Consider the following 12,105-nt stretch of genomic DNA (forward strand, 5'->3'; position numbering starts at 1 on the left):
AATCAACGTCGAGCCACCAAAAGTGGCAATCCGGAGCGCCTCATGTCACAAACGGCATCCGTGTCAGGCTGCGCTGTCGACTTCCGCACGTGTCGGTATCGAAGGCTGCGCACCCGCGCGCGTCACGGAAATCGACGCCGCGCGTTGCGCGAGGCTGATCGCGCTTTCCAGCGGCTGCCGTGAGGCGAGTTGCGCGGCAAAGACGCCGATAAAAGTGTCGCCGGCCGCCGTCGTATCGACCGCTTGCACCTGCGGCGCGGGGAAATGCATGCCCTCGCCGCCTTCCACCAGCAGATACGCGCCCTGCGCGCCGAGCGTGACGATCACATTGCGCGCCCCGCCCTGTTGCAACTCCGTCGCCGCGCGTCGCGCGCCGCTTTGCGATTCGACCGGCAGGCCGGCCAGAATGGCCGCCTCGACCTCGTTGGGCACGAGATAGTCGACCAGCGGCAGCCATTCCGCCGGCAACGGCCCCGTCGCCGGCGCCGGGTTCAGCACGGTGATCTTGCCGAGCCGTCGAGCGAGCGCGAGCGTTGCGTGAACAGAATCCCACGGCGTTTCCAGTTGGCACACCACGACATCGCAAGCCTTGACGGCAGCTTCATGGCGAGCCACGCTTTCCGGCGTGAGTTCGCCGTTGCTGCCGGCGACCACGACAATCGTGTTCTGCCCGTCATCGGACACCGTCACCATGGCGACACCGGTCGGCTGGCCCGGGTGGATCTCCACGCCGCTGCAGTCGATCCCTTCAGCTTCCAGATCCTTGACCCGCTGCGCACCGTTCGCGTCTTTGCCGACGCATCCGACCATGGCCACCTGCGCGCCGATGCGCGCGGCCGCAACCGCCTGGTTGCCGCCCTTGCCGCCGGCGACCTGCGAGAACTCATGTCCGCCAATCGTCTCACCGGGGCGCGGCAAATGCGGCGCGCGCGCGACGAGATCCGTATTGATGCTGCCCACTACCAGCACCCGGCCTTGCTTCGTTTCTTTTGACACTTTAATTTTCTCCTGTCGACCAGAGTTAGCGCTTTAGCGCTTACTCTGGTCCCATGCAACGCGGTCGACCAGAGTTAGCGCTTTAGCGCTTACTCTGGTCCCATGCAACGCGGTCGACCAGAGTTGGCGCTTCAGCGCTTACTCTGGTCCCATGCAACGCGGTCGACCAGAGTTAGTGCTTTAGCACTTACTCCGGCCCCATGCAAAGCAGTCGACCAGAGTTAGCCCTTCAGCACTTCCTCCGGTCCCATGCAAAGCTGCTGACCATCCACGCGACGTTCACAATTACCCGGCGCGACGACGCCGGCTTCGATAAGTATCCAGCACGACAGCCACGACAATCACCGCTCCCGTGATGATGCGCTTGGTCGGCTCGGTCGCGCCGATCTGCGCAAGACCGGCAGCCAGCACGGAAATGATCAACACGCCGAAGAATGTGCTCGTCACCGAACCGCGCCCGCCCATCAGACTCGTTCCGCCGATCACCACCGCCGCGATCACCTGCAATTCAATACCCTGCCCGGCATTCGGATCCGCGGCCTCGAGCCGTGAAATCTGAAACAGCGAAGCCAGGCCGGCGAGCAGTCCCATCATCGCGAACACCGCGATCTTGTAAGGCCGCGGATTGACGCCCGCGAGCCGCACCGCTTCCTCGTTCGTGCCGATACCGACCAGATAGCGTCCGAAGACGGTACGCGTCAACACGAACTGCGCGGCGACCATCACCACAATGGCGATGATGAAAGCCGGCGAGATGCCGAACGCCACCGGGTTGGAGAGAAAATCGAAGGCATCGCCGATATAAGCCGTGCGCGAGTTGGTCAACTGATACGCGAGACCGCGCGCGGCTTCCAGCACGCCGAGCGACACGATGAACGACGGAATCCGCCACGCCACGGTGATCGCGCCGGTCACACAGCCGGTCAGCGTCGCGCCCGCCATACCGAGCAAGGCCGCGGGCAGCGCCGGCCAATGCCATTGCAGGGCCGCGACGCTCGTGAGCGCCGCACCGAGCGCCAGCACCGAGCCGACCGACAGATCGATGCCGGCAATGATCAGCACGAACGTCATGCCGATCGACATGACGACGAGATCGGGAATCTGGTTGGCGATCGTGCTGAACGTGTCGTAGGTCAGAAAGTGCGAACTCAGCAGCGAGAACAGCACGATCATCCCGAGGAGCGCGCCGAGCAATCCAAGGTAGTTCGACAATCCGAGTCGCGTGCCAAGTGGCTTTGCGTTTTTGGGTGGTTCGTTCTGCAGTGTAGGCAGACTGGTTTCAACGGTCATGCTCAATACTCCACTAATTTACTTTCGTCGGGCGCCTTCGCGTCGGGTTCGATCGGCTCGTGCAACATGTCATCGCGCTTGGCGTAGCCTGCGAATGCCGCCGCCAGCAGCGCGTCCTGAGTCCAGTTGCCGCGCTCGAACAGGCCCGTCATGTGTCCCGCCGACATCACCGCGATCCGGTCGCAAATCGCCATCAATTCGCGCAGGTCGCTCGATACCACCACCAGCGCCCGGCCTTCGCGGGCCAACGCGCCCATCAATGCATAGATATCGAACTTCGCGCCGACGTCGATGCCGCGCGTCGGCTCATCGAACAGCAGCACCGTGCAATCGCGCGCAAGCCACCGGCCGATCACCACCTTCTGCTGATTGCCGCCCGACAACTCGGACACCGGCTGCGACGGCCCGGAACTGCGAATGCGCATCGCGTCGATCTGCTGGTGCGCCAAAGCCGCTTCGCGACGGCCGTCCACCACGCCCTTGCTCGACACCGAACGCAAGTGGCCCAGCGAAATGTTGGCGGCAATCGGCTGGGTCAACAACAGGCCCTCGCCTTTGCGATCTTCCGTGATCAGCGCGATGCCGTGCTTCACGGCGTCAGACGGCGAAGCGATCGCCACAGGCTCAAGCGCGCCGCCTTCGCGACCAATCGACACCGTGCCCGCGTCCGCGCGGTCCGCGCCATAGATGAGCCGCATCAACTCCGTGCGCCCGGCGCCGATCAGTCCGCTGATGCCAAAAATCTCGCCGGCCTTGACCTCGAAGGACACGTCGCGCACCACCGGCTCGCGCGTCATGCCGCTGACCTTGAAGGCCACCTCGCCGATGCGCCGCTCGCCGAGATCGATCCTGTCGCCGATATCGCGGCCGACCATCAGGGTCACGAGACGGTCGGTGGTGAGATTGGCCATCTCGTCGACATGCACCAGCCGGCCGTCGCGCAACACGGCAGCGCGTCTCGCAATACGCTTCAACTCTTCCAACCGGTGCGAGATGTACACCAGCGCGACGCCGCGCGCCTTCAACCGCTCGACCTGCTCGAACAGCAGATCGACTTCGCGGCCGGTCAGCATCGCGGTGGGTTCGTCGAGAATCAGCACGCGGCAATCGCCGATCAGATTGCGCGCGATCTCGACCATCTGTTGATGCCCGATGCCGAGCGTGCCGACCAGCGTGTCGGGATCAATTGCGTCGAGGCCGACTTGCGCCATGGCATGCCGTGCATCCTCGCGCAGCTTGGCGCGGTCGATCCAGCCGAACATGCCGCGCCGCGGCAGACGGTTCAGAAAAAGGTTCTCGGCCACTGAGAGCGTGGGCAGCAGGTTCAGCTCCTGCATGACCATGCGCACGCCGAGCGCCTCGGCGTCCTTGCGGCTGGCCGGCGTATAGGCCACGCCGCCCAGGGTCATCGAACCCGCGGTCGGCGTGACGAGGCCGCCGATAATCTTGGATAAGGTGCTCTTGCCCGCGCCGTTTTCGCCGGTCAGCGCCAGCACTTCGCCCGCGTGCAATTCGAGCGAAACATCGGCGAGCACGGGCTCGACGTAGGTCTTGCCGACGCCGTGCACGCGCAGCACGGGGGCGGCGTCAGCAAGGGATGAAATTGGAGTGGACATCAGATTGATTCAGGCTGGACAGAAATCAGACGGCGTGGCCCCTTAACGGAGCGGGCCACACCTTGCACCTGTCTTACTTGGTGACCAGATCGACCGGCGTTTCGACGACGCCGGACAATTCAGACTGCTTCTTGTGTTCGGAAAGCGCCTTCAAAGCCGTGTCGATGCCGAACACTGCCTGCTTGGCGGCGTATTGATTAGCGGTGGCGAGCACGCGGCCGTCCTTGAGCATCGGCTTGATCGCGTTAATGTCGTCATAGCCGACCACCTGCACCTTGCCCGCCTTGCCGGCCGCGCGCACGGCCGACACGGCGCCGATCGCCATGTTGTCGTTGCCGCACAGCAAGGCCTTGACGTCCGGATTCGCGTTGAGGATCTGGCTCGCGACGGCGTTGCCCTTGTCGATTTCCCACTCGCCGGATTGCAGCGCGACGACCTTCATGCCGCCCGACTGCATGGCCTGCTTGAAGCCCGCCGTACGTTGCTGCGCGTTAGTCGTGGTCGTGACACCTTCGATAATGCCGACGTTGTCGCCCGCCTTCAGGTGCTTGGCCAGGTAGTCGCCGACCTTCTGTGCGCCCTTTGCGTTATCCGGCCCGACGAACGGGATGTTCAGGTCTTTCGACTTGAGCACGTCGTTGTCCAGCTTGTTGTCGATATTGACCACGATGATGCCGGCATCGACCGCTTTCTTCAGGACCGGCACCAGCGCCTTGGAGTCAGCCGGCGCGATCACCAGCGCGTCGACCTTCGAAACGATCATCTGTTCGACGATGCGGATCTGGTTCGCGGTGTCAGTCTCGTCCTTGATGCCGTTGGTGACGAGATCGAACTTCGCCGGATTCTGCTTCTGATAATCCTTGGCGCCCGTTTCCATGGTCAGGAAGAACTCGTTGGCGAGCGACTTCATTACCAGCGCGACTTTCGGTTTATGGGCGGCCTGAGCAAAGGCTGCCGGCATCGGCAAAATCGATACAGCGAGGAAAGCTGCGCCGGCTGCGATGGCGCGACGGCGCGCCGGTAGAAAATGGCGAATCATTGATGTCTCCGTATCGCTCGTTCGGTCTACTGAGAGCCGTTGAGTCGTGTGATGGGTAGGAACGCCGCACTTGCCGCCACTGGCTGACCCATCAGGGTCGTCCCGTATGCTGGGCAAGTATGGCCAGCTCCAATCCTATCCTCGCGAACTGCGTTATGCTATGTCAAATTTCAAAACTTATCGTTTCAAAAATGGAACACGTGGATTGGGACGACTTGCGCATTCTGGTGGCGATCGCCCGCGAAGGCACCATGCGCTCGGCCGCCGCGGCGTGCGACCTGAGCGCGCCGACCCTGTCGCGCCGCCTGACCGAGCTTGAGCGGCGGCTGGGCGAGCCGTTGATCGACCGCGTGCCGTCGGGTTGTACCGTGACGGCGTTCGGCGCCAAGGTGCTGGCCTGGGCGGAGCAGATGGAGGACCTGGCGCACCAGATCGAACGCGCCGCGGACGTGAACGGCGGCGCACCCGCGCATGGCACGGTGCGGATCAACGCCGTCGAATGGCCGTCGTACATTCTGCTGAAGCTGCTCGGCTCGTTTCAGGACCGGCTGCCCGGACTCGCGATCGAAGTCCTGACTTCGCGGCGTCCTTATAGCCTTGCGCGGCGCGAGGCGGACATCGCTTTGTGGTCCGAGTGCCCCGAAGAGGGTGACCTCTATGTTCGCCGGATCGGCAGGATCCGCTTCGGGCTGTTCGGCTCGCGCGACTACTATCTGCGCCACAAGGCCGCGATCGTGAAGAAGGAGTGGGACAAGCTCTCGTTCGTCGGCTACGACGACCGTCAACCCGATCACCCGGCGACGCAATGGCTGAAGGCCCTGCCCGGCGCTCCGGCGCCGTCGCTGCGCAGCAGCTACGGCATGGGTGTGTTCGACGGCGTGCTGGGCGGCTCAGGACTCGGCATACTCGCCCAGCTAGCCGGCGACACGACCAGCGATCTCGTCTGCGTGGAGAAGCACATCAAGGCGCTCGATCAGGACGTGTGGATGGTGCTGCATCCGGCGCTGCGCGACAGTGAGCGTATCCGGACCGTGGCGAACCTGATTGCCGAGATTTTCCGCTGACGCCGCATGACGAACGAACGCTGACGTATCGGCCGGTGACGGCTAACCTGCGCGAAACTGAGCGCGATCGCATCTCGTAGTACGGCGACGCCGATTGATGCAACAGGAGTCGCGGAAGTCACGGAGCTGCCTCGCCGTTGCGTGTCGAAAGGCACGCTCCCGAGCGGCGAGCGGAGAAGCCCATCCGAACCTGCGTATGTCGCACACAGCAACAACGATTTCGCGGATGATGGAACCCGCCGCATCCAGCATCCATCGCATGCACAACGTCCAGCACGCCGGCGATCCGCGCCCGGCGGACACCGAAACCGACTTCCCGGTCGTGGACCTCGAGGTCGCATAACCAGCACGGGCAGCTCAGGCTCGTCCGTTTTCAGGAGATACGCCATGTCCCGCACCGTCGCCGAGAAGCGCGCCGCGTTCAAAGCCCTGCACACGTCCGGTTGTTTCGTCCTGCCCAATCCATGGGATGCCGGCAGCGCGCGCTATCTGCATTCGCTCGGCTTCCAGGCGCTTGCCACGACCAGTTCCGGCTTTGCCTGGTCCACCGGACACGCCGACAACAGCTTGCCGCGCGACGCGATCCTCGCGCATCTGCGCAAGATCGTCGAAGCGACCGACCTGCCCGTCAACGCGGACTTCGAGAACGGCTTCGGCAGCACGCCGAACGAGGTCGCGGAAAGTGTCAGGCTCGCCATCGAAACCGGCGTGGCCGGCCTGTCGATCGAAGACGCCACGGGCGACGCAGCCGCGCCGCTTTTCTCCATCGAAGTCGCCGTCGAACGGATCAGCGCCGCGCGCCGCGCCATCGACGAAAACGGCGGCGATACGCTGCTGGTCGGCCGCGCGGAGAACTTCTTCGCCGGCTCGCCCGATCTCGACGACGCGATTGCGCGACTCAAGGCCTATTCGGAGGCCGGCGCCGACTGTCTGTACGCGCCGGGCATTCAGACGCGCGAACAGATCGAGGCGGTGGTCGCCGCCGTGGCGCCGAAGCCCGTCAATCTGCTGATCGGTTCCACGTCGGCGTTCACGCTGCAGGACGTGGCCGCGCTCGGCGTGCGGCGCATCAGCGTCGGCGGCGCGCTGGCCCGCGCGGCGTGGGGCGGTTTCATGCAGGCCGCGCAGTCGCTCGCTCAGGGCCGCTTCGACGGCTTCGCCGGCGCGGCGCCGGGCTCGCAACTCAACAAGCTGTTTGAGAACCGCAGGTGAGTTGAGGTGTCGTGAGGTGGCGAAAAGGGCATGCGGGCGATCGACAACGCGGCGGCCCGCACCGGGCTGCGACGCCGCCATGGTTCGCTGACGAACGTACGCAGTTCGCGTAGCCATGAGAGACTGATGTCTAGCGTGCGTTGAGTCTGCCGACGCCCGCAGCTCGGGCATGTCAGCTATGGAACTTCGTCCTTTCAGAGTGCTTGCCGCACTCCTCGTCTCAAGCGTCGGCTTCTGCCCGGTGGCATCGCACGCCTACGCGCTCGACGCACAATTCGACTGCCAGGCGCGTCCCCACGCGTTCATTACGGAACTCATCGACGACAAGTACATCGAGTCCAATCCCATGCGGGTCGATAAGAACTCCGTCAACGCGTTTCGTCCCGTGCACGGCAGCGACATGACCGTGTTCGGTTTTCGCGTGTACGCCGTGCTCGGCTATGAGCCGGACGACGGGATGTTCAAGAAAGGCCGCGGCCAGGCGCTCGCGGGCCCGTTATACGGCGTCGTGTTGTCCGCGCCGAGCGAGTCGGTCGAAACACGCGTGCGCGCGTCCGGAAGCACCGCCAAGGTGCACTCGGTCATTCCACTGCTGCTGACCGCGGTAATTTGCACCAATTGACGGTAGACAGGCGGCCGAGCGCTGTGGTGCTATGCTTTTCGCTCCTCATCGCCCACGTCGCCAAGGTCTTCACGCCGATGCCCTCGTCCGTCCGCAACTCGCTCATCTGGATCTTCGACGCGTTCGAGCGCGATCCGACTTACATCAGCAAGCGGATGTTCGGCAGCGACGCCGCTTATATCGATGGGCTTTTATGCCTGATTGCGGCGGATCGCGACAAGCCGTGGAATGGACTGCTGGTGTGCACGTCGCACGAGCGTCACGCCGCGCTCATTGATGAGATGCCGGCTTTGCGGCCGCATCCGGTGCTCGGCAAATGGCTCTACATAACGCAGGACGATCCTGCATTCGAAACCGTCGCCGAACAATTGACGGCGCTGGTGCTCGCCCGCGATTCACGTATAGGCGTCGAGCCGAAGCCGCGTGCACGCGGCAAGAAATCCAAGCTGCCGAAAGCGTAGCGCGTCACACCGTTCGATTGGACAGCTCACGCGCGCGGCCGCGACGGCGAGATTCTTGTTCTGATCGAGCGCCCGTTGGATCAGGCCATCGAGCACTGGATCATGTAACTGGCTCCGCCATTGCACGGCGCCCTGATCGACCACTTCAGTGGCAGAATCAGCGGCACCGCAGCATGGTTCGGGAGACTTCGTCATGGGCTACGAAACGCACGTCGAACATCAGGCCGGCGCAACCAGCGGATCGGACACCGCACCGGACATTCCCGGCCAGATCGTGCTGGTCTTTCAGGGCGGCGGCGCCCTCGGCGCTTACCAGGCGGGCGTGTACCAAGCCCTTCATGACGGCAAAGTCGAGCCTCACTGGGTTATCGGCACTTCGATCGGCGCGATAAACGGCGCGATCATCGCCGGCAATCTGCCTGAGAACCGCATGGCGCGCTTAACTCAGTTCTGGAACGGCGTGGCACGTCAGGGCATCGGAGCGGCGGACTGGCTGCCGGGACTCGCGAACTGGCTGCGTGATTTCACCACGGTCACTCAAGGCGTGCCGTCGTTTTTCACGCCACGGCTGCAGTCGTGGGCGGGCCTTCAGACACGCGTTCGCTCCGATCAGGCCGCGTTCTATTCGACCGGACCGCTGCGCGAAACCCTGGCTTCGCTAGTCGATTTCGACTACCTGAACCAGAAGAGGACGCGGCTGACCGTCGGCACGGTCAATGTCCGCAGTGGACGCATGCGCTACTTCACGAATCGCGATGCGCTGCTGGACGTCGAACACGTGATGGCTTCCGCCGCTTTTCCGCCCGGCTTCCCGGCGGTGCAACTGGAAGGCGAATCGTACTGGGACGGCGGCATCTATTCGAATACGCCGCTCGAAGCCGTGCTCGACGACCGGCCGCGGCGCGACTCGGTGATTTTTTCGGTGCAGTTGTGGCCTTCGAGCGGTCCGGAACCCGAGTCGATCTTGCAGGTCATGAGCCGGCAACGCGACATTCAGTATTCGAGCCGCGCGGAGAGTCATCTCGATCGGCAGAAGCAGATTCACCGCTTGCGTCACGTGATCCGCGAGCTCGGCCAGCATCTACCTGAAGAGACACTGAATGATCCGGAGGTGCGCGATCTGCTCGGCTGGGGCTGCGGTACGACGATGCGCGTGCTGGAACTCGACGCACCGGCATTCGATAACGACGACCTGAACAGGGACATCGATTTCTCTTCGGCCGGCATCAAACGGCGCTGGCTCGCGGGTTACGAAGACACGCTCCGCATGCTGAAGCGCGCGCCCTGGCGGGAAGCACTGGACCCGATGGAAGGCCTCTCGGTCTTTCGCATGGCATCGGCGGAAAGCCAGCAATAAATCGCGTCAGCGCCGCAAGCAGCCACACGCAACCTCGGGCGCGGCGTAGGCCGTGCGCGCCTGCTCACTCACCGCAAATCCTATTTGTACCTGGCACGCAAGACTGTTTGTCCATGGCGGGTATTCGAGATCGGCGCCGATGCGCCTAGATTTCATACCTATCGGAGCCACTCGCCCGATCAGCATTTGATCCCAAGTTACTTATCCGGAGATTCAGCCATGAGCACATCACAAAAAGTCGTTGTCGTTACGGGCGCATCGCAAGGCATCGGCGCCGAACTGGTCAACGCGTTTCGCAAGCTCGACTACCGCGTGGTTGCAACCGCACGTTCGGTCAAGCCCTCGGAAGATCCGAACGTCCTGACCGTGGCAGGCGACATCGGCGACCCGGCCACCGCGCAGCGCGTGATCCGTGAAGCCATCGCCCGTTTTGGCCGCATCGACACACTCGTCAATAACGCCGGCATCTTCGTTGCCAAGCCCTTCACCAGCTATACGGCCGAAGACTACGCAAAGGTCACCGCGGTGAACCTCAACGGCTTCTTCTTCATCACGCAGCTCGCCATCGCCGAGATGGAAAAGAACGGCAGCGGCCATGTTGTCAGCATTTCGACGAGTCTCGTCGACCACGCCATCGACGGCGTGCCGTCGGTGCTGGCCTCGCTGACCAAGGGCGGCCTGAACGCGGCCACCAAATCCCTCGCTATCGAATACGCGAAGAAGGGCATTCGCGCGAACGCCGTCTCGCCGGGCATCATCAAATCGCCGATGCATGCGGAAGAAACTCATGCGGCGCTCGGCGCACTGCATCCTGTCGGACATATGGGCGAAATGAGCGATATCGTGAACGCTGTCCTGTTCCTGGACTCGGCGCCGTTCGTGACGGGCGAAATCCTGCACGTCGACGGCGGCCAGAGCGCAGGCCACTGATCGCGCCGGGGCGCCGCTAACCGGCGCGCTCCACGTCAACCGAGGATTACGGAGAACGCCATGCCTATCGTCACAATTCAGGTGACCCGCGAAGGTTCCAGCCCCGGCAACAATGCAGTCACGGCCGACGAAAAAGCCAGGCTGATCGCAGGCGTCAGTCAGGTGCTGCTGGACGTGCTGAACAAGCCGCTCGCGGCGACCTTCGTGGTCATTGAGGAAGTGGACACCGAGAACTGGGGCTGGGGCGGCTTGCCGGTCGAGGCCTATCGCAAGCAGTTGGCCCAGAAGCCGGGTTGAGCGTCGGAACGGGGTCGCTCAACCCGTTGAGTCGTCTAGTTTCAGTGCGCGAACTGCCGCAGTTGCTCGATGCTCTGCTTCAGTTCGCGCTCCAGTTGGGCCATTAGTTCCGCTGCGGGCAACGACCTTGCCAGCGCGGCGGCCTGGCCTGCCCACTGCGCGCCGTAGCCGAACTCCCCTTTCGCCTTCGCTGCCGCATTCAACGCCTTGCCGGCATCGTAGGCGATCGGATAGGCGGGCGGACTGGGTGAACGCGCGTCGGCGCCAAGCGCCGTGAAGCTGTTCGCCATGCTTCTCGCCGGCCGCCCGGAGATCGCCGCCGTGAAAGTCGTACGGCGAGCCGCCTCGCCGAGCAACGCGCGACGATAACCCTCGTCGATCGACGTTTCCGGACACGCCACGAAGGCCGTGCCAAGCTGCGCGGCCTGAGCGCCGAGCGCGAGCGCCGCCGCAATGCCGGCGCCGTCCATGATGCCGCCGGCGGCGATCACCGGCAGCCGGCATTCCCTGACCAGCAAACGCGTCAGGGCGAACGTGCCCAAGCGGTCGTCGAATGCATCCGGGTCGAAGACACCGCGATGCCCGCCGGCCTCGATACCTTGCGCCACGATCGCATCCACACCCGCCGCTTCAACCTTCGCGGCCTCCTCCAGATTGGTCGCACTGGCGAGCAGCGTGATGCCCGCCTGCTTCAACTCGGCGATGACATCGGCGGACGGCAAGCCGAAGTGAAAACTGACGATCGCCGGCTTCTCCTCCAGAAAAACCGCCAGCATGGCAGGGTCCGCAAGGAAGCTCGTGTAGATCTCCGACAGCTTCGCCGGTGGCGTCGCTCCGTACTTTTCGAAATGCGGCGCAAGCCAGCGCAACCATTGCTGCTCGAGCGCCGCGTCCGCTTGCGCAGGCTGATGACAGAACACGTTGATGTTGAACGGCTTGCCCGTCAGCGCGCGGGTCTCCCTGATCACCTTGCGCGCGCCGTCGGCGTTCATCGCTCCGACGCCTAACGAGCCCAGGCCGCCTGCGTTGCAAACGGCCGCGGCCAGTGCGGGCGTGCTGACACCCGCCATCGGCGCCTGAATGATCGGCTTGTCGATGCCCAGCAAGGGCAGCAAGGCACGCTTGCCTGTCTGATTGGTCATGTCGCTTCCTCATCGAGTCTCACTACAATATAGTCCTGATATTCCGTACGAACCCCTGTTCCGCGCCGAACGCGGCCGG

At 63.7% G+C, this 12,105-nt stretch carries 12 protein-coding genes; 7 read left to right on the forward strand and 5 right to left on the reverse strand.

Annotation, left to right across the window (positions count from 1 at the left end):
* Window positions 1–63 precede the first annotated feature (63 nt).
* From rbsK to B0G73_RS05095, 4 genes are all read right to left on the reverse strand, one after another.
* Window positions 64–996 carry a ribokinase gene (gene rbsK / locus B0G73_RS05080; RefSeq protein ID WP_106278515.1) on the reverse strand — a complete coding sequence of 311 codons (933 nt, stop codon included), beginning with the start codon at window positions 994–996 and terminating at the stop codon, window positions 64–66.
* A gap of 285 nt (window positions 997–1,281) precedes the next feature.
* Window positions 1,282–2,286, reverse strand: coding sequence for an ABC transporter permease (locus B0G73_RS05085; RefSeq protein WP_106278517.1), 1,005 nt, complete (start codon window positions 2,284–2,286; stop codon window positions 1,282–1,284).
* Window positions 2,287–2,288: 2 nt separating this feature from the next.
* Complete coding sequence (locus tag B0G73_RS05090) at window positions 2,289–3,902, reverse strand: sugar ABC transporter ATP-binding protein (RefSeq protein ID WP_106278519.1); 1,614 nt, start codon at window positions 3,900–3,902, stop codon at window positions 2,289–2,291.
* A 73-nt stretch (window positions 3,903–3,975) separates the two neighbouring features.
* Window positions 3,976–4,941, reverse strand: coding sequence for a sugar ABC transporter substrate-binding protein (locus B0G73_RS05095; RefSeq protein ID WP_106278520.1), 966 nt, complete (start codon window positions 4,939–4,941; stop codon window positions 3,976–3,978).
* 191 nt (window positions 4,942–5,132) lie between these two features.
* On the opposite strand from B0G73_RS05095, the gene B0G73_RS05100 reads away from it, so the two are divergent.
* The 7 genes from B0G73_RS05100 (at window position 5,133) to B0G73_RS05135 (ending at window position 10,884) form a co-directional block, all read left to right on the forward strand.
* Window positions 5,133–6,005, forward strand: coding sequence for a LysR family transcriptional regulator (locus B0G73_RS05100; RefSeq protein ID WP_106278522.1), 873 nt, complete (start codon window positions 5,133–5,135; stop codon window positions 6,003–6,005).
* A gap of 387 nt (window positions 6,006–6,392) precedes the next feature.
* Window positions 6,393–7,217 (forward strand): oxaloacetate decarboxylase, encoded by an 825-nt coding sequence (locus B0G73_RS05105; RefSeq protein WP_106278524.1) that lies wholly within the window; start codon window positions 6,393–6,395, stop codon window positions 7,215–7,217.
* 178 nt (window positions 7,218–7,395) lie between these two features.
* On the forward strand, window positions 7,396–7,839 hold the full coding sequence (locus B0G73_RS05110) for a hypothetical protein (protein WP_106278526.1): 444 nt from the start codon (window positions 7,396–7,398) through the stop codon (window positions 7,837–7,839).
* A gap of 77 nt (window positions 7,840–7,916) precedes the next feature.
* A complete protein-coding gene (locus B0G73_RS05115; RefSeq protein ID WP_106279144.1) occupies window positions 7,917–8,300 on the forward strand; it encodes a hypothetical protein in 384 nt (127 codons plus the stop codon).
* Window positions 8,301–8,493: 193 nt separating this feature from the next.
* The gene (locus B0G73_RS05125) at window positions 8,494–9,657 is read left to right on the forward strand and encodes a patatin-like phospholipase family protein (protein ID WP_106278530.1); all 1,164 of its coding nucleotides are present in this window, start codon (window positions 8,494–8,496) and stop codon (window positions 9,655–9,657) included.
* A gap of 219 nt (window positions 9,658–9,876) precedes the next feature.
* Window positions 9,877–10,587, forward strand: a complete 711-nt coding sequence (locus B0G73_RS05130) for an SDR family NAD(P)-dependent oxidoreductase (protein WP_106278532.1) — start codon at window positions 9,877–9,879, stop codon at window positions 10,585–10,587.
* Between the two features lie 60 nt (window positions 10,588–10,647).
* Window positions 10,648–10,884, forward strand: coding sequence for a 4-oxalocrotonate tautomerase family protein (locus tag B0G73_RS05135; protein WP_106278534.1), 237 nt, complete (start codon window positions 10,648–10,650; stop codon window positions 10,882–10,884).
* A gap of 41 nt (window positions 10,885–10,925) precedes the next feature.
* Here B0G73_RS05135 and B0G73_RS05140 read toward each other — a convergent pair whose 3' ends face one another.
* Window positions 10,926–12,026: a nitronate monooxygenase family protein gene (locus tag B0G73_RS05140; RefSeq protein ID WP_106278536.1), complete on the reverse strand. Its 1,101-nt coding sequence runs from the start codon at window positions 12,024–12,026 to the stop codon at window positions 10,926–10,928.
* Window positions 12,027–12,105 lie beyond the last annotated feature (79 nt).

Origin of the sequence: Paraburkholderia sp. BL25I1N1 (assembly GCF_003002025.1) — a bacterium.
Classification (GTDB): domain Bacteria; phylum Pseudomonadota; class Gammaproteobacteria; order Burkholderiales; family Burkholderiaceae; genus Paraburkholderia.

What these genes read in the sequence shown, in the direction of transcription:
- B0G73_RS05085 (WP_106278517.1), bottom strand. Translation starts at nt 2,286, where the DNA reads ATGACCGTTGAAACCAGTCTGCCTACACTGCAGAACGAACCACCCAAA.
- B0G73_RS05090 (WP_106278519.1), bottom strand. Translation starts at nt 3,902, where the DNA reads ATGTCCACTCCAATTTCATCCCTTGCTGACGCCGCCCCCGTGCTGCGC.
- B0G73_RS05095 (WP_106278520.1), bottom strand. Translation starts at nt 4,941, where the DNA reads ATGATTCGCCATTTTCTACCGGCGCGCCGTCGCGCCATCGCAGCCGGC.
- B0G73_RS05100 (WP_106278522.1), top strand. Translation starts at nt 5,133, where the DNA reads ATGGAACACGTGGATTGGGACGACTTGCGCATTCTGGTGGCGATCGCC.
- B0G73_RS05105 (WP_106278524.1), top strand. Translation starts at nt 6,393, where the DNA reads ATGTCCCGCACCGTCGCCGAGAAGCGCGCCGCGTTCAAAGCCCTGCAC.
- B0G73_RS05110 (WP_106278526.1), top strand. Translation starts at nt 7,396, where the DNA reads ATGGAACTTCGTCCTTTCAGAGTGCTTGCCGCACTCCTCGTCTCAAGC.
- B0G73_RS05115 (WP_106279144.1), top strand. Translation starts at nt 7,917, where the DNA reads ATGCCCTCGTCCGTCCGCAACTCGCTCATCTGGATCTTCGACGCGTTC.
- B0G73_RS05125 (WP_106278530.1), top strand. Translation starts at nt 8,494, where the DNA reads ATGGGCTACGAAACGCACGTCGAACATCAGGCCGGCGCAACCAGCGGA.
- B0G73_RS05130 (WP_106278532.1), top strand. Translation starts at nt 9,877, where the DNA reads ATGAGCACATCACAAAAAGTCGTTGTCGTTACGGGCGCATCGCAAGGC.
- B0G73_RS05135 (WP_106278534.1), top strand. Translation starts at nt 10,648, where the DNA reads ATGCCTATCGTCACAATTCAGGTGACCCGCGAAGGTTCCAGCCCCGGC.
- B0G73_RS05140 (WP_106278536.1), bottom strand. Translation starts at nt 12,026, where the DNA reads ATGACCAATCAGACAGGCAAGCGTGCCTTGCTGCCCTTGCTGGGCATC.